This window comes from Methanoculleus caldifontis (assembly GCF_032842345.1).
Lineage (GTDB): Archaea > Halobacteriota > Methanomicrobia > Methanomicrobiales > Methanoculleaceae > Methanoculleus > Methanoculleus caldifontis.
Genome location: NZ_WBKO01000001.1, coordinates 1,746,710 through 1,763,441 on the forward strand (window position 1 = coordinate 1,746,710; position 16,732 = coordinate 1,763,441).

The 16,732-nt window shown below is 63.4% G+C and carries 16 protein-coding genes; 4 read left to right on the forward strand and 12 right to left on the reverse strand.

What is annotated here, in order from left to right; all coding sequences use genetic code 11:
• Positions 1-190: 190 nt before the first annotated feature.
• Together F8E02_RS08705 and F8E02_RS08710 are read right to left on the reverse strand one after the other, a co-directional pair.
• Entirely contained in the window at positions 191-865 is a 675-nt protein-coding gene (locus F8E02_RS08705) for a metal-dependent hydrolase (RefSeq protein WP_317065099.1), read from the reverse strand.
• A 65-nt stretch (positions 866-930) separates the two neighbouring features.
• A complete protein-coding gene (locus tag F8E02_RS08710; protein ID WP_317065100.1) occupies positions 931-1,539 on the reverse strand; it encodes a response regulator receiver protein in 609 nt (202 codons plus the stop codon).
• Between the two features lie 309 nt (positions 1,540-1,848).
• Here F8E02_RS08710 and glyS point away from each other — a divergent pair, with 309 nt between their 5' ends.
• Both glyS and F8E02_RS08720 read left to right on the forward strand, forming a co-directional pair.
• The gene (gene glyS / locus F8E02_RS08715; RefSeq protein WP_317065101.1) at positions 1,849-3,579 is read left to right on the forward strand and encodes a glycine--tRNA ligase; all 1,731 of its coding nucleotides are present in this window, start codon (positions 1,849-1,851) and stop codon (positions 3,577-3,579) included.
• Positions 3,576-5,903: a DEAD/DEAH box helicase gene (locus F8E02_RS08720; protein WP_317065102.1), complete on the forward strand. Its 2,328-nt coding sequence runs from the start codon at positions 3,576-3,578 to the stop codon at positions 5,901-5,903. Before glyS ends, F8E02_RS08720 begins: the two co-directional genes overlap by 4 nt.
• Here F8E02_RS08720 and F8E02_RS08725 read toward each other — a convergent pair.
• Complete coding sequence (locus tag F8E02_RS08725; protein ID WP_317065103.1) at positions 5,894-6,283, reverse strand: Sjogren's syndrome/scleroderma autoantigen 1 family protein; 390 nt, start codon at positions 6,281-6,283, stop codon at positions 5,894-5,896. The two genes, F8E02_RS08720 and F8E02_RS08725, sit on opposite strands and share 10 nt — an antisense overlap.
• Positions 6,284-6,349: 66 nt before the next feature.
• Here F8E02_RS08725 and F8E02_RS08730 point away from each other — a divergent pair, with 66 nt between their 5' ends.
• A complete protein-coding gene (locus F8E02_RS08730; protein WP_317065104.1) occupies positions 6,350-6,613 on the forward strand; it encodes a UPF0147 family protein in 264 nt (87 codons plus the stop codon).
• Positions 6,614-6,754: 141 nt separating this feature from the next.
• Here the strand turns inward: F8E02_RS08730 and F8E02_RS08735 are convergent, their stop codons facing one another.
• Entirely contained in the window at positions 6,755-7,168 is a 414-nt protein-coding gene (locus F8E02_RS08735) for a secondary thiamine-phosphate synthase enzyme YjbQ (RefSeq protein ID WP_317065105.1), read from the reverse strand.
• Between the two features lie 221 nt (positions 7,169-7,389).
• On the opposite strand from F8E02_RS08735, the gene F8E02_RS08740 reads away from it, so the two are divergent.
• The gene (locus F8E02_RS08740) at positions 7,390-7,575 is read left to right on the forward strand and encodes a hypothetical protein (RefSeq protein ID WP_317065106.1); all 186 of its coding nucleotides are present in this window, start codon (positions 7,390-7,392) and stop codon (positions 7,573-7,575) included.
• Positions 7,576-7,670: 95 nt separating this feature from the next.
• On the opposite strand, the gene gyrA is transcribed toward F8E02_RS08740, so the two are convergent.
• From gyrA to F8E02_RS08780, 8 genes are all read right to left on the reverse strand, one after another.
• Complete coding sequence (gene gyrA, locus F8E02_RS08745) at positions 7,671-10,091, reverse strand: DNA gyrase subunit A (RefSeq protein ID WP_317065107.1); 2,421 nt, start codon at positions 10,089-10,091, stop codon at positions 7,671-7,673.
• The gene (gene gyrB, locus F8E02_RS08750) at positions 10,081-12,051 is read right to left on the reverse strand and encodes a DNA topoisomerase (ATP-hydrolyzing) subunit B (RefSeq protein ID WP_317065108.1); all 1,971 of its coding nucleotides are present in this window, start codon (positions 12,049-12,051) and stop codon (positions 10,081-10,083) included. The genes gyrA and gyrB overlap by 11 nt, the downstream gene beginning before the upstream one ends.
• 251 nt (positions 12,052-12,302) lie before the next feature.
• Positions 12,303-12,617, reverse strand: coding sequence for a hypothetical protein (locus F8E02_RS08755; protein ID WP_317065109.1), 315 nt, complete (start codon positions 12,615-12,617; stop codon positions 12,303-12,305).
• 55 nt (positions 12,618-12,672) lie between these two features.
• The gene (gene cbiQ, locus F8E02_RS08760; protein ID WP_317065110.1) at positions 12,673-13,488 is read right to left on the reverse strand and encodes a cobalt ECF transporter T component CbiQ; all 816 of its coding nucleotides are present in this window, start codon (positions 13,486-13,488) and stop codon (positions 12,673-12,675) included.
• Positions 13,485-14,318 carry an ATP-binding cassette domain-containing protein gene (locus F8E02_RS08765; RefSeq protein ID WP_317065111.1) on the reverse strand — a complete coding sequence of 278 codons (834 nt, stop codon included), beginning with the start codon at positions 14,316-14,318 and terminating at the stop codon, positions 13,485-13,487. Before F8E02_RS08765 ends, cbiQ begins: the two co-directional genes overlap by 4 nt.
• Positions 14,319-14,348: 30 nt before the next feature.
• On the reverse strand, positions 14,349-14,699 hold the full coding sequence (locus F8E02_RS08770) for a PDGLE domain-containing protein (RefSeq protein WP_317065112.1): 351 nt from the start codon (positions 14,697-14,699) through the stop codon (positions 14,349-14,351).
• A complete protein-coding gene (gene cbiM / locus F8E02_RS08775; protein ID WP_317065113.1) occupies positions 14,699-15,337 on the reverse strand; it encodes a cobalt transporter CbiM in 639 nt (212 codons plus the stop codon). Before cbiM ends, F8E02_RS08770 begins: the two co-directional genes overlap by 1 nt.
• 62 nt (positions 15,338-15,399) lie before the next feature.
• Positions 15,400-16,551, reverse strand: coding sequence for an NAD(P)/FAD-dependent oxidoreductase (locus tag F8E02_RS08780; protein ID WP_317065168.1), 1,152 nt, complete (start codon positions 16,549-16,551; stop codon positions 15,400-15,402).
• Positions 16,552-16,732: the final 181 nt, after the last annotated feature.

Here is a 16,732-nt window from a genome sequence, read left to right on the forward strand (position 1 = left end):
AGCGTAAGCGAGGTTGAGAAGCCCCCAGGCTTCGAAGGACGACGTTCCCTCAGGAACGGAGTTCGAACACCGCAGGTGTGAAGCGTGAACGAAGTGAGCGTGAGCACCGTCAGGTGCGAAGGGCGGCTTCCCCGCCATCGGTCACGCGGCCTCCGGCAGAGGGGCGGTAACGTGAAGAGCGGCCGCCCCCTCACTCCCCGGCCACTTCCGGCCCCAGGTCGATCCCCTCCCCCGACGCGAGGATCCTGACCTTGATCGACGTCGTCCGCTCGATGGCCCGTTTGAAGTTCTCCAGGTCCTGGCAGATGGCCGGGAACGTATCGTAATGCATCGGGATCACCAGCCGCGCGCCGACGTACCTGGCCGCGATCATCGCCTCCTCGGGCCCCATCGTGAAGCGCCCCCCGACGGGGAGGAGGGCCACGTCCGGTCGGTAGAGGTCGCGGATAAGTTGCATATCGGAGAAGAGCGCCGTATCGCCGGCATGGTAGACGGTGACGCCGTCCATTGCGATGACGAACCCCGCGGCGACGCCGCCGTAAAAGCCCATCCCCTCGTCCTCCAGCCACGACGAGTGGAGCGCGGGCGTCATCGTGAACCGGACGCCGTTTACGGTGATGCTGCCCCCGAGGTTCATCGATTCGGCAGGAACGCCCTTTGCTTTCAGGTACTTCGCCACCTCGTTGTTCGCGACCGTCTTCTTCTTGAGCTGCGCCGTAATGCCCATGTGGTCCGCGTGGGCGTGCGTCACGGCGACGATATCGGGTTCCACGGAGAGGGAGCCCTCCGGGATGAAGGGGTCGATCAGGATCTTCTGCGACCCTTCAAGCGAGAAACATGCGTGGCCAAGCCAGGTCAACCTCATGGAGAAGAGATCGATCTATCCACTAAAAAATGTTCAGGAGAAAAAGCAGAGGGTGGACCGGGAGTTTAGAACTCCCCCATATCGATCGCTTCGGTGATGTCGATGGCCTCGGAGAGGCCGTCGTTCGCGACACCGCGCGTCATCTGTTCGGAGAGATCGCGGTCCTCCATCACGTCCCGGATCCGCTCCAGGTATGGGTCGAGAGTGGTGTCCCTCTCCTGCTCGATCACATGGCGGTACTCACGAAGTGTGGAGGGGCTCACGTCGAGTTCCTCGCTGATCTCCTTCATGGTCTTCCCCGAATCAAGAAGTTCCGACATCGTCTCGCGATCGAACGGCATCTTGAAGTCGAGTTCCCTGAAGAGTTTGAGGCGGACCCGCGCACGTGCCACGGTCTTGCTCAGCTTCTCATCGCCGAGCGCCCTCGCAATCTCCGTATCGTTCTTGCCGTCGTAGTACGCGACCACGAGTTTTGCGAGCTGCCTTGGAGCGAGTTTGGTCTTGAAGTATCCCTGATCGAGGACTTCGCGCATGATCAGGGCAATCTCGCGCTCGACGGCGTCGCGATCCCGGAGCGTACCGTGAACCTTCCTCATCGGCTCAACGATCGTCTTCTTGTTCGTGATGGTCGTGAACAGCTCGAGGAGCTGCTGCTTGCGGGTATCTTCTGCCATGTCCGTGTCTCTCTGTCTGCGTTCCACCGCCTGACTCTGAAGGTCACCCATGATGACCTCGTATATATATAACTATCCCCCAACCGGGGCGTAACGCTCCCTACATTACAACTTTTAACATTTAAATCTTGCCATATAATCCGTCAAAAGAGCGTGATCTTTTCCGCGGATGTAACCATCTCTTCCTGAATGCCGTCGACCCTGGAAGAAAAATGCCCTTCTTCGTGCCTGTTTTACAAAGAATTGTGATCTCGTGCGAGCGAAGAACCATTCTTTATTAGCACCGCCGCTCAAGTGTACTGCAGCACTATGGCCGAGACGAGCGATATTTACGAGAAAGTCATGGAAGTGGCCAGAAGACGCGGTTTTGTCTGGCCCTCATCCGAGATCTACGGGTCGATCGCCGGTTTCATCGATTACGGTCCGCTCGGAGCGATGATGAAGAGGAACGTCGAGAACCTCTGGCGCTCCTTCTACGTCTTCCAGGAAGGCTACTACGAGATCGAATGTCCCACCGTCGGAACCGAAGCAATCTTTATCGCATCCGGTCATGTGAAAGAGTTTGCCGACAAGATGGTGCAGTGCCCGCACTGCGGGGAGTACCTCCGCGCCGACCATATCGCGGCGGAGAACGGCATCGAGAACGCGGGCACGCTCCCGGCCGCGGCGCTCCAGGCAGTGCTCTATGAACTGCCCTGCCCCGCATGCAAGGAGCGCCTGGGCGAGGCGGGCGTCTTTGCGTTCAACCTGATGTTCGAGACCACCATCGGACCCGGGTCGCAACGGAGGGGTTACCTGCGCCCCGAGACCGCCCAGGGCATCTTCACCGACTTTGCCCGGCTCCTGCGCTTCTACCGCGATAAGCTCCCCTTCGGCGCCGTCCAGATCGGGAAGTCCTACCGGAACGAGATCTCCCCCCGCCAGGGCATGATCCGGCTGCGGGAGTTCTCCCAGGCGGAGGCCGAGATATTCGTCCACCCCAACGAGAAGGACCACCCCGCGTTTCACCGCTACGCGGACTACCTGGTGCCCCTCCTCACCATCGCGCGGCAGTTCGATGAACAGGAACCGGCCCCGATCACGATGCGCGCCGCCGTCGACGAGGGGCTGGTCGCAAACGAGTACGTCGCCTACTACATCGCGCTCACGCACCAGATCCTGACCTCCATCGGCGTCAACCCGGGAAAACTCCGGTTCCGCCAGCACCTGATCGACGAGCGGGCGCACTACGCTGCCGACTGCTGGGACGCCGAGGTCTACTCCGACCGCTTCGGCTGGGTGGAGATCGTCGGCATCGCCGACCGGACCAACTACGACCTGCGCTCGCACTCCGGGCAGTCCGGCACCTCGATGACGGTCTTCATGCCCTACGACGAGCCGAAGAAGGTCACGAAGAAGCGGATCACCGCCGACATGGGCGTGCTCGGCCCCCGCTACCGCGGCAAGGCGAAGGCGATCGCAGATGCTCTCGCTGCATCCGAGCCGGGTGACGACGGCGCGCACGTCACCGTCGACGGCGAGGAGTTCTTCATCCCCGGCGACCTCTACCAGGTCCGCGAGGAGGAGGTTGAGGTCCGCGGCGAAGAGGTGATGCCCCACGTCATCGAGCCGTCGTACGGCATCGACCGGATGATCTACGTCGCGCTCGAGCACAGCTACGCCGAAGAGGAGGTCGAGGGAGAGATCCGGAAGGTGCTCCGGCTCCCGCCGGCGGTCGCACCGGTCCAGGTCGCCGTCTTCCCCCTGATGAACCGCGACGGCCTCGACACCATCGCGCAGACGATCACGGACCGGCTCGTGCAGTGCCGCATCCTCGCCCAGTACGACGACTCCGGGGCCATCGGCCGGCGTTACCGGAGGCAGGACGAGATCGGGACACCCTTTGCCGTCACCGTCGACTACGATACGCTCGAGGACAACACCGCGACCGTCAGGGACCGCGACAGCATGGAGCAGGTCCGCGTGCCGGTCGAGCGGCTGCCGGAGATCCTCTCCGCGCTCCTCACCGGCGCCACCACGTTGCGTGAAATCAGGGCATGAACTGCGTCTCCCACCCGCTGATACGGCCACAGAGCATTGAGGAGCGGCGATACCAGCTCGCGATCGCCCTCCGGGCGCTCGACGCGAACACGATGGTCGTCCTCCCGACCGGCCTCGGGAAGACGGCCGTCGCGCTCCTCGTCGCGGCATCCCGCCTCCGCTCCCACCAGGGAAAGGTGCTGATGCTCGCGCCCACGAAACCCCTGGTCGAACAGCACCTCCGCTTTTTCAAGCAGTTTCTACTCTTTCGTGAAGGCTCCGAACCGCAGGACTCCGACTTTGCCATGTTCACCGGGGACACGCCTCCGGAGGAGCGGGCAAGAGCCTGGGAGGCGTGCCGGATCTGTTTTGCCACCCCGCAGGTGATCAAGAACGACTGCCTGGGAGGCAGGTACAGCCTTGCCGACGTCGTCATGATGGTCGTGGACGAGTGCCACCGGGCGGTCGGGAACTATGCGTATGTCTTCCTCGCCCAGCACTACTGCACTACGGCGGACAGGCCCCTTCTCCTTGCAATGACCGCCTCCCCCGGGGGCGACCAGATGAAGGTGCAGGAGGTCTGCACGAACCTCCGTATCGAGGCGGTCGAGACCCGGGTCGAGACCGACGAGGACGTCCGCCCCTACATTCACGAGCGCGACGTCCAGTACCTCGACGTCTACCTCCCCGAAGAGCTCCAGGCGGCGCTCGTCGCCCTCCGGGGACTCGTCGGGTCGCGCCTCGACCGGCTCGCGGAACTCAACTTCCGCGTTCCGAAACCGGACAAACTCTCGATGAAGGCATTGAACGCCCTCAATGCCCAGATCCAGCAGCGTATCCGGACGCGGGATCCCTCGGCCTTCATCGCGGCGTCCCTGCACGCCGAGTGCATGAAACTTCGCCATGCCATATCGCTCGCCGAGACTCAGGGCAGCGAGGCGCTCAGACTCTATCTCGCCAGGCTCGGCGCGGAAGGGGCCTCGAGCGCGGGGAGCAAGGCGAGCAAGCGCCTCGTCGGGGACCCCGTCTACCAGCACCTCGTCGAGGTCGCCGGCGGCTGGAAGGAGGAGCTCCACCCCAAGGCTTCGATCGTCCGCGAGCTCGTGAAGGCGCAGCTTGCGGCGCACCCTGAGAGCCGGATCATCGTCTTTGCCACCTACCGCGACACCGTCCAGACCCTCGTCGAAACGCTCACCGCGGGTGGGATCGCCTGCGAGCGGTTCGTCGGCCAGGCCTCCAGGGACGCAGAGAAGGGGCTCTCGCAGAAGGAGCAGATCGCGAGCCTCGCCCGGTTCCGGGAGGGTGCGTTCAAATGCCTGGTCGCGACCTCGGTCGGCGAGGAGGGGCTCGACGTCCCCTCGACCGATATGGTGATCTTCTACGAGGCCGTCCCCTCGGAGATCCGGAGCATCCAGCGGAAGGGGCGGACCGGGCGGAGCGGGAGCGGGACGATCATCGTGCTGGTGACGAAAGGCACCTCTGACGAGACGTTCCGCTACGTGAGCCAGAACCGGGAGCGGGCGATGGTGACGGGGATAAGGAGCATGAGCACCCCCCCTGCTTCTAGCCCCGAACCGGTTACGGCGCCTGACCCTGCACCCGTTCCTGCGCCAGACCCCGGGTCTCTCCTGGTGCCCCCTGTCCCGCCCGCTCCATCCATCCCGGCCGCGACAAAACAGGTGAGTTTCCAGGACTTTACCCCCGCAGGTCCGGCGATCACCGTCGATGACCGGGAGACGTCGTCACGGGTCGCCGGGCGTCTGCACGAACTCGGGGCGTCGATCACGCTCGAACGTCTCGAGTCCGGCGACTACGCCATCGGCGACCGCATCCTCGTCGAGAGGAAGACCGTGCAGGACTTCATGAACACCCTGGTCGAGCGGGACCTCTTCGGGCAGCTCAGGGCCATGGCCGACGCTGCGTTGCGGCCGGTCCTGATCATCGAGGGAGAAGACGATCTCTACGCGGTGCGGAATATCCACCCGAACGCCGTCCGGGGCACGCTTGCTGCCATCACGGTCGATATGGGGATCGCGCTGATCCGCACGAGGGATGCCGACGACACCGCTGAGGTGCTCTATGTCCTCGCACAGCGGGAGGGGAGCGAGCGGGGGGAGCGGAAGGTGCACCCGAAGAAGTCCTACCGCTCGGTCCAGGAGGAGCAAGAGTACGCGCTTGCGGCGTTCCCGAACATTGGTCTGAAGAGTGCGAGGCTCCTCCTCGAGCATTTCGGATCGCTCAAGGCGATCGTCGATGCCGAGGCGGAGGACCTTGCCGCGGTGCACGGGATCGGAGAAAAGACGGCCCGCGGGATCTGGGATCTCGCCCGCAGGCCTTACCGCTGACCCAGTGCCGCAAGCGCTTCGGCGCCTTTCTTGACCGCTCTCATCAGGGTCAGGCACTCGTCGGCCCGGGGTTCGCTCCTGATCCGCTCGCAGAGGTGGACGATCGTCCGCTCGATCTCCCCGGCAACCCGGCCCCCGGCCTCCGGGACGGCCGCGGCCGGTGCGGATGACGGTGACTGCACCGGTTCGGGGGAGACCTGCACAACCGGTTCCGGTTCGGGTAGGCGGCCCTCGGGCGCCGTGAGCGGGCAGATCACGCACTGTGTCTCTCCCTTATACTCGAATAAAGGATACCCGCAGACTTTACAGGATTTCGCGAGCATCTTCCCGCCTTTCAGGAGATACCCGGCCATGACTTCGTCTGCCTTATCTGCCGTCATTCTGTGAAACTCCCTTGATGAACTTATATATGTCTGGATGCCATTAATAATAGAGGGGTAATTCTAATGGCAAGTCCAGACGAAACAATACGGATCTGCATCCAGATGCTGCAGAATATCAGCGAGGATTCTACAATCCCGCGCAATATCCGACGCGTCGCAGATGAGACGAAAACGGTTCTCCAGGACGATTCCCGGAGCATCGGTCTCCGCGCCGCAACTGCAATCTCCATGATCGACGAGGTCAGCAACGACCCCAACATGCCGGTTCACGCACGGACCCGCATCTGGGAACTGGTATCGCAACTCGAGACGGTACCTCTCGACTAAACCACTCATTCTTGAACGATTCCGGCAGCTGAGCGGAACGGTAACGCTCTCGCGGGGCTGTGAGCCAGGCGCCGCGCCTCTGCCCGGCGTATATGCCCTCCGGCAGTCGGAATCCTACGTTTATCATTTTCGGGGCGTTCATCAGCCCATGACTGTGACGTGGACCGTCCTCTCGCGGCTCGACCGTACGTCGAGTTCCAGGAGGACGATCTGCTGCCAGGTGCCGCAGGCGAGCCTGCCCCCGACCACCGGGACGGAGAGCGACGGGCCGACGATCGCCGCCCTGACGTGGGACCGCCCGTTGCCGTCGCCCCACGCCGCGTCGTGCGCGTAGGGGATATCGGCCGGGGCGATGACCGAGAGCGCCCGGAGGAGATCCGAGAGCACCCCCGGCTCATACTCGATGGTGGTGACGGCGGCGGTCGAGCCCACGACGAAGATATTCGCAAGCCCGTCCTGCACACCGCTCTCCGCGACCGCCTGCTCTACCCGGGGCGTGAGGTTGACGATCTCCCCTTCCCCACGGGTCCTGACTTCTACTGTCGTATGAAACATGCCTGACACCTCGTCCGCACGTCCTGTTACCCCCGCACCCGGATAAACTTCCCGCATCAGCGGAGGGCTGCTGTTCTGTGAAGGCACCGGCCGGTCCGGGAACCGGCGCACCGTGAGGAGCCGCCGGAGGTGCGGGGGCCCGTAACCCCTTTATAGGTGAGGCGGGTATCTCCTCTCCGGAGACGGTAGTTATGCCCTATCGATGGAATGATAGACAGGATGTGGATGAGGCGGTGGTCGTCGTCATGAACACGCTTGATTCGGGTCAGGAGATCAAGGGATGGCTGATGCGCACTCTGCAGCAGGCGATCGACGACTCCGACCCGCAGCTCGCGCAGTACTTCTTCGGGGAGCTCGAGCGGCACCGGCCCGAAGCGCTCAGGTACTTCGCAAAACCGGCATTTTAACCTTTTTCGGCCCGGGCAGCCCGGTTCATTGCAAAAGACCGCTCACAGGCCATCTCAGGCTGAGAGTTCCGAACAAAAGAGGACTGAGAGAGGCCTCACACCTCTTCGCCCGAATCGAGGATCGTGAACCCGATGACGCGGTCGCCGTCGTCGAGCTTCATGATCCGGACCCCGCGGGTGCCCCGTTTCTGGATCGAGATCTCCGAGACCTTCGTCCGGATCACGATGCCGGAGGCGCTCATCACGATGATCTCGTTGTCGTCGGAGACCGCCGTCGACCCGACGACGCCGCCGCCCCGGACGTCGACGACGATGTTGCGGACGCCCATCGTGCCTCTGCCGTGGCCGCGGAACTCATCGAACTCCGTCCGCTTCCCGAACCCCTGTTCGGTTATGGTGAGCAGGTGGTCGTCTTCGACGATGGATATCGCCTGGAGCGCGTCGCTGTGGCGGAGCTTGATCCCCCGCACGCCCATCGCACCCCGGTGAACGGGACGGACGGTCTCCTCGTGGAACCGTAGGCTCTGCCCGAACTTCGTCGTCAGGATCAGTTCCCGGTTCCCGTCGATCGCCTTGACATCCACCACCGCATCGCCGTCGCGGAGGTTGATGGCGTTGATCCCGCTCTGCCGCGGCCGCGAGAACTCGTCGAGCGCCACCTTCGAGACCGTTCCGTTCCTCGTCGCGAAGAAGAGGAAGTGGTCGGGCCGGAACTCCCTGACCGGGATCACCGTCGTCACCCGCTCGTCGCCGCCGAGGTTCAGGAGATTGACGAGGGCCTTGCCCTTCCCGGTCCGCTGCCCCTCGGGCAGGTCATAGACCTTCAGCCAGTAGACCTTCCCCCTGTCGGTGAGGCAGAGGAGGTAGTCGTGCATATTCGCGACGAAGACGTTCTCGACCCCGTCGTCGTCTTTGGTCGCCATGCCGATGACGCCCCGGCCTCCGCGCCGCTGGTTCCGGTAGGTGTCGAGGTCGATCCGTTTTATGTAGTTTGAGGAGGTGAGCGAGACCAGCATCGGCTTGTCCTCGATGAGATCCTCCCTGTCGAAAGCCTCGGCCGTGTGCCCGATCCTGGTCCGCCTTGTGTCACCGTACTGGGCGGCCATATCGACAAGTTCCTTCCGGATCTCGGCGAGGATGCTTGCCTCGCTTGCGAGGATAGCGGAGAGCCGCTCAACCTCCTTGGCGAGGGTATCGCGCTCGTCCTGGATCTTCCGGTGCTCGAGCGCCGCAAGCCGCCGGAGCTGCATCTTTAGGATCGCATCCACCTGCATCTCGTCCAGCCCGAACTTCTCCATCAGGGCCGCCCCGGCCTCATCGGTCGTCCCGGATGCCCGGATGGTTGCTATGACGGCGTCGATGTTGTCGAGGGCAACGAGGAGGCCGCTGAGGATGTGCCTCCGCTCCTCCGTCTTCGTGAGATCGAACTCGGTTCGCCGCCGGACCACGTCCACCCGGTGCTTGAGGAACACATGGACAATTTCCTTGAGGTTTAAGGTTCGGGGCTGGCGGTCGACGATCGCGAGGTTGTTGATGCCGAAGGAAGACTCGAGCGCTGTATGCTTGTAGAGGAAGTTGAGTATCACCTGGGGTGCGGCACCTCTCTTTAAGTCGATCACGATCCGCATCCCGTCGCGGTCCGACTCGTCGCGGATATCGGATATCCCCTCGATCCTCTTGTCGCGGACGAGGCCCGCGATATGCTCTATCAGGCGTGCCTTGTTCACCTGGAAGGGGATCTCGGAGATGATGATCTGCGGTGTCCGGCCTTCCTCCTCGATCTCCACGACCCCCCTGACCACGCACTTCCCGCGTCCGGTCAGGTAGGCGTCACGGACCCCTTCGGTGCCCATCATGATCCCGCCGGTCGGGAAGTCCGGGCCGGGCATGATCCGCATCAGTTCCTCGGTGGAGACGCCCGGCTCGTCGATGATACGGCAGGTCGCCTCGCAGACCTCCCTGAGGTTGTGAGGCGGCATATTCGTCGCCATGCCGACCGCAATCCCGCTCGACCCGTTGATGAGGAGGTTCGGGACCCTGGCCGGGAGAACGTCGGGTTCCTGGAGCGACTCATCGAAGTTCGGGACGAAGTCGATGGTCTCCTTGTCGATGTCGGCCAGGAGCTCCTCTGAGATCTTCGTGAGCCTTGCCTCCGTGTATCGCATGGCGGCAGCGGCGTCCCCGTCGACCGACCCGAAGTTCCCCTGGCCGTCCACCAGCATGTGGCGGTAGGAGAAGGGCTGCGCCATCTTCACCAGCGTATCGTAGATGGCCGAATCGCCGTGAGGGTGGTACTTACCCATCACGTCTCCGACAACACGGGCGCTCTTCTTGTAGGGCTTGTCGCTCGTGTTGCCCATCTCCCACATGGCGAAGAGGGTGCGGCGGTGGACGGGCTTCAAGCCGTCTCTCGCGTCGGGGATGGCGCGGCCGATGATCACGCTCATCGCGTAGTCGATGTAGCATGATTTCATCTCCTCTTCGATGTTGATCGGGACAACCTGATCAGATGTCAAGGTTGTTCACCTCTTTTGCGTGCCGGCGGATGAAGTCCTTCCGGGCATCTACATTTTCACCCATAAGTTTCTCGAATATTTCGTTCGCATAGACAGCGTCCTCGATCTTGACCTGTTTGAGGATGCGGTTTGCCGGGTCCATCGTGGTGCTCCAGAGCTGTCCGGCGTTCATCTCACCAAGACCCTTGTAGCGCTGGATCGAGACGCCCTTCTCGCCCCACTCGGCGATGATCTCCCGCATCTCCTCCTCGCGGTAGACGTATCGCTCCTGTTTGCCCCTGGCGACCCGGAAGAGAGGCGGCTGGGCGATGTAGATGTAGCCGTGCTCGACGAGCCCCACCATGTAGCGGTAGAAGAACGTGAGGAGGAGCGTCCGGATGTGCGCACCGTCGACATCCGCATCGGTCATCAGGATGATCCGGTGGTACCGGGCCCGCTCCGCGTCGAAACTGTCGCCGATCCCGGTGCCGATAGCCGAGATCAACGCCTGGATCTCGGCGTTCTTTAAGATCTTATGCTCCGAGGCCTTCTCGACGTTTAAGATCTTTCCCCGCAGGGGGAGAATCGCCTGGAACTTCCGGTCCCGTCCCTGCTTTGCCGAACCGCCTGCAGAGTCTCCTTCCACGATGTAGATCTCGCTCTTCGCCGGGTCCCGCTCCTGGCAATCGGCGAGTTTCCCGGGCAGACCGGTCGACTCCAGCGTGCTCTTCCGCCGGGCGAGCTCGCGTGCGTTCTTGGCGGCTTCCCGGGCCCGGGCAGCGGTCATCGCCTTCTCCACAATCACCTGGAGGGTCTTCGGATGCTCTTCGAAGTACTCGGTGAGCGACGAGTAGACGAGCGAGTCCACGATGCCTCTGACGTTGCTGTTCCCAAGGCGCATCTTGGTCTGCCCCTCGAACTGCGGGTTCGCGACCCGGGTGCTGATGACGGAGGCGAGTCCCTCCCTGACGTCTTCGCCCTTGACCTGGGCGTCGTTGTTCTTGAGGAGGTTGTTTCTGTGGGCGGCGCTGTTGATCGCCCGGGTGAGGGCACTCCGGAACCCCTCGAGGTGGGTGCCGCCCTCGCGTGTGTTCACGCTGTTGACGTAGGTGTGGATCGTCTCTGAGTATGAGTCGTTGTACTGCAGGGCCACCTCGACCTCGACCATGCTCTCGGGGTCGCGCTTCTGGAAGTAGATGACATCATCGTGGAGGCTCCCCTTCCCCTCGCCGATATGGGCGACGAACTGCCTGATGCCGTCCTCGAAGCAGTAGGTGACCGAATCCCCGGTGCGCTCGTCTCTGAGGACGATTGTAAGGCCGCTGTTGAGGTACGCGAGCTCGCGAAGCCGGTGGTCCAGCACGTCGTAGTCGAACTCGACGGTCTCGAAGATCGAGCGGTCGGGCTGGAAGGTGATCCGGGTTCCCTGGAGGCGCTCGTAGTCGAGCGGCTTTCCGGGCTGGCTGCCGTAGCGTTCCTCGTACCGGATCTCCATCTCGCGCTCGGTCTCGGTGCGGGTGGAGATCTGCTTTGCAACGACTCCCTGCCGGAACTGCATCGTATAGACGTTGCCGTCGCGGAAGACCGTCGCGTCGAGCCAGCTTGAGAGGGCGTTGACGACCGAGACGCCGACACCGTGCAGGCCGCCGGAGACCTGGTAGGTGTTCTTGTCGAATTTTCCGCCGGCGTGGAGCACCGTGAGGACGATCTCAAGAGCGCTCTTGCCGTACTGAGGCATCGTGTCAACCGGGATACCGCGCCCGTTGTCCTCCACCGTGACCGAGCCGTCCCGGTGGACGGTCACGAGGATCCGGTCGCAGAACCCGGCAAGCGCTTCGTCGACCGAGTTGTCCACGACCTCGTAGACGAGGTGGTGCAGTCCCCGGGTCTCCGTGCTGCCGATGTACATGGCAGGGCGTTCCCGCACGGGCCGTAGACCCTCGAGTACCGTGATATGGGAAGCATCGTAGGTATCAGTCATCTGTGACCTCCGCTGAACGAGCGGCGTCCTGAATCGCAGCAAAACTCACAGTATATATTGGTCGTGTAACCACTTATACTGAACGGCTCCGAAGAATCCACTGATTTGGGCTTATTCTGAGGGTCCCCGGCTCGATGGCGTCCCGGCGCGAAGATGTCCGCGGGGACCGGTCGGGCCTCGCGGTTCCCGGTCCGGGGATCGATACTCTGCTGTCTCCGGCCGGGCATCCGCCGGGGGAGAGAGGGGGCCCGTCAGTCGTACTTGCCCGTGTCGGGATCCTTGATGCCGAGTTCTTTATCGAGCGCGACCGCGATCCGGTTGAGGAGCCTTCGCACGTCTGCAGCGTCCTCCTTGTCGAGCGTGCCCGGCTGGTGCCAGATCACCATCTTGCGGAGGCGTCCGACGAGCTCCTCGATCTCGGTCCCCCGGAACTGTTCCGGCACGGTGAATTCGTTGAGGTGGTCGGCGGCGCCGAAGAAAGCCTTCTCCGAAGGGAGGCCGAAGTGCCGTGAAAGCAGCATGAGGTTGACGATAAAACCCCTGCCGAACTCGCTCTTTGCGGGCATACCATCCCTTTTGGACAACCGGTTATATGAACGATCTCTTTTTCGCGCATCTCTCTTATGGCTGCAGGTATATCAGGACCGACGAGGTCACGATGAGGGCGATCGCACCGACAAAGAAGAAGATCTCCCCGGCGCTGAGGGACTTTCGCCCGATGTGCAGGTGGGCGTCCTCCCCGTAACCCCTGCAGAGCATGCTCGTGTAGGTGCGCTCGCCCTGCTCGTAGGACCTGATGAAGATCATGCCGACCGTGTAGCCGAGCTGGCGGAACCGGTAGCGATAGGGGAGGGTGCGGTCGAAGGGGTCGAAGCACCGGGTCTCCATCGTCGACCGGATCTTGGCGAAGATCTCTGCAAAGACGAAGATGTAGCGGATCATCATCCCGAGCGGGAGGATGAACTCGCGGGGCAGGCCGAGCCTCCCCGACGCGTCGAGAAGGTCCTGCATCCGCGTCGTCGACGAGAGGAGGATGACGAACGATATACTGACGACGAACTTCACGAGGAGGATCGAGGCGAACTCGACCGACTCCGCGTAGATCTCGATCCCAAGCGGCAGTGCTGCAATCGGGTGGAAGACATCGTAGTAGGGGTTCTTCACGAAGACCTGGAACCCGATGAGGAAGATCCCGAACGGCAGGATCAGCGCGAGCCTCCGGAGGTAGGCGGTCGGGGGGAGGCGCGATGCGCCCCAGAGGACGATGAAGAGGGCGAGGAGGACGGCGCCGAGCTCGTAGACCTTCGTCGAGTAGGGCATGGCGATGATCGCGAGGACGGCAGCGAGGGTCACCAGGAGCTTGATCCTTGCATCCAGCCGGTGGACGATGCTGGTCCGGTAAGCGTGCTTCTCGATGAAGTAGAGGTCGTCGATCATGCTCTTCTCGTGTAGGCGTCGAGGAACGACTTCTTTGCACCCTCGTAGGTGTAGGCCATATCGATGGCGACACCGCCCTCCTGCAGCGACCGGATCAGTTTCGGTATGACCGGCACGTCGAGCCGGGTCCGGGCGAGCAGTTCGGGCCGGGTGAAGATCTCTTCGACCGTCCCGGAGGCCACGATCCTCCCGTGGTCCATCACGTAGATGTAATCAGCCACCTCCGCCACGAGGTCGACCTGGTGGGTCGAGAAGATCACCGTCATGCCGTACTCGTCGGGCAGCCGGTTGACGAACGCCACCAGGTCGGCGACGCCCTGGGGGTCGAGGCCGGCGGTCGGTTCGTCGAGGACCAGGACCTGCGGCTCCATCGCGAGGATTCCGGCGATGGCGACCCGTTTCTTCTCGCCGCCGGAGAGGTGGTGCGGCACCCGGTGACGGAGTTCCTCCACCCCGAGGAGGTGCAGGGCCTCCTCGACGCGGTGGGCGACCGTCGCCTCGTCGAGGCCGAGGTTCGTCGGGCCGAACGCGACGTCCTGCTCCACGGTGGGGGAGAAGATCTGGTCGTCGGAGTTCTGGAAGACGATCCCCACGAACTTGCGGATCTCGCGGAGGTTCTCCTTCGTGATCGGTTCGCCCCGGATCAGCACCTCGCCGGAGGCGGGCTTGAGTATGCCGTTGAAGTGCTTGAAGAGCGTGCTCTTCCCGGCCCCGTTCGGCCCGATGACGGCGATGCGGGACTTCCTCTCTGCAACGAAGTTCACGCCCTCGAGGGCGTGGACATTGCCGCGGTAGGTGTGGGTGAGATCGCGGGTCTCGACCAGGTGCATGGTAGCAAAAAGTGGGAGTTTGTGGGGTATCTAATTATCGGGCCGTGCAGCCACCCGGGCAACTCCGTATACCAGGGCGAGCATGAGGAGCGTGCCGATCACGACGGCAAGCACCTCTCCGGTCTTGTCGAGGCCCGGAATGGTGTAATCGGGCATGAGGGCCTCGTGCGCGAACTCGTTCCCGGTCACGGCCGCCGCGTGCTCTTCGGCAGCACCGGCGGCATCTTCGTCGAGCTCGTCGCCCATGAAGGGCTTTGCATCGTAGATGCTGAAGAAGGCGCTCTCAAGCCCGTCGGGGTTGCCTGATGCCAGGAACGGCGCGGCAACGGCGATCACGAGGGCGATCGCGATCCCGATGACGACGAACTGTTTTGTCTCCATTATGAGCTCACTCCCGTCGGGTGTTCGAGGATGTCGGGCCGTGCCGATGCGATCAGGTAGAGGGCGACCGCGGTGATGCCTCCTTCAATGAGCCCGATGACCGCGTGGTAGGTCCCCATGAAGGTGAGCCCGGGGACGAGCGGGAAGGTGCCGGCAATGGCGAGCTCGACCGCACAGAGGATTGCGGAGATGAAGAGCGCAGCCCACCCGGCGATGAACGCGGCGGCAAACGAGTTCGCGGTCAGTTTTCTTATGCCTGTATAGCCGTAGTAGCCGACAAAGCCCCCGACGACGCCCATATTGATGATGTTTGCGCCCATCGCGACGATGCCGCCGTCGCCGAAGATGAACCCCTGCACGAGGAGAACCAGCGTCAGGATGAAGACCCCTGCAAACGGCGACCCGAGGACGATCGCCGCGAGCGCCGCACCGACCATGTGGCCGCTCGTCCCCCAGGGGATGGGGATGTTCAGCGCCTGGATGGCGAAGATGCCGGCGGCGAGCACGGCGACCAGCGGCACCTTCTCCTCACCCATGGAGTGCCGCGCCCATCGGAGGGCGAGCAGGATGAAGATGAGAGCGATGACCCAGTAGACGAGGCCCTGGGTGACCGGGAACATGAAGTCAGGTATATGCATTACACACCTGACGAGTTGTATTACGTTTAGGTATAAATGTATTACCAAGCGCGACGGTTGTATCAGCCGGTAAGAATCTGACGTACTCCCGATGCGAAAAGTATGCCCATAGCCCTGGCCAATGCGGGTTTCAGGGCGAGCCTCCTGAGCAGGGCGCCCGGCCGGTCCATATCTCCGTGCTCCACGATCGTCGCGATGAGGTCTTCGTCGTTCAAGGCCCGGCAGAGGCGGTCGATCTCCTCCGGCGTCATCCTCTGCCGGACCCTGAGCGCTCTCATCCCGGTATCGAGTTCCCGCCCGAAGTCCTCCTTCCAGCGCCGCTCATACTCCCGGAGGCTCTCGTCGTCGAACGTCCCGCGCGCCACGCAGGCTGCCGCGACCGCGGCGGCGTGCTTCGCCGACCGGACGCCGGTGTAGACGCCGCCCCCCGACGTGGGTTTGGCGAGACCCGCCGCGTCGCCGACGAAGAGCGTACGGTGGCCGTAGGTCCGGGGCATGACGCCGAGCGGGATGACCCCGCTCACGAGGTGGAGGGAGGTTCCCCCGTAACGGGCGACGAACCGGGCGAAGTGGTCTCCGGCGTGCTCCCGTGCGCAGAGCCCGACGCGTGCGCGGGTTCTCGAGACCGGGATCGCCCACCCGAAGAAGTCGGGGGAGGCGTTGGGGTGCAGTTCCACGTAGCGCGGGTCCATCGTATAGGGCACCTCCGCCTGCACTCCGGCGAGGTAGACTCCCGCCCTTCGAAGGCCGAGCATGCGGGCGACGGACCCCCGCGGCCCGTCGGCGGCGATCAGGAGGCGGAAGGGGATCTCCTCGCGCCCGCGGACCCCCCGCGTCAGGAGAGAGGCGCCCTGGACGCCGCACGCACCGGTCTTTAAGCGGAACTCCGCTCCGGCCTCCGCCGCCCGTTCCGCCATCTCCCGGTCGAGGAGGCACCGGTCGACGACATATGCCTTCGTGACCCCCGCGTCGAAGAGGAGCTCCCCCCCAAGACCGGAGACCATCCGGGCACCGGTCACCTCGTTCAAGACCGACCTCTTCGAAACGTCGCATTCGGCGAGCGCGGAGGCTGAGAGGAGCCCCGCGCACTGCACCGGGTGGCCGATCGTCCCGTGCTCCTCGATGCAGAGCGTCGAAAGCCCTTCCTCCGCGCAAGCCCGCGCGGCGGCACTCCCGGCGGGGCCCGCGCCCACCACAACAACATCCCAGACCAGACTATCATGCCTCGCAGACGTGGGTTTCAGGCGGCCGGTGCCTGTGTGCAGGCCGACCGATTCTAGACTATAATGGACTTGCAGGGTCATAAAAAGGGGGCGGGTGGGGGGTGAGGATGCCCTTCGATAACAGCCGGCTGTCAGACCGGAGGTCGGGCGGTGTCAGGTAATGCTCCTTCGC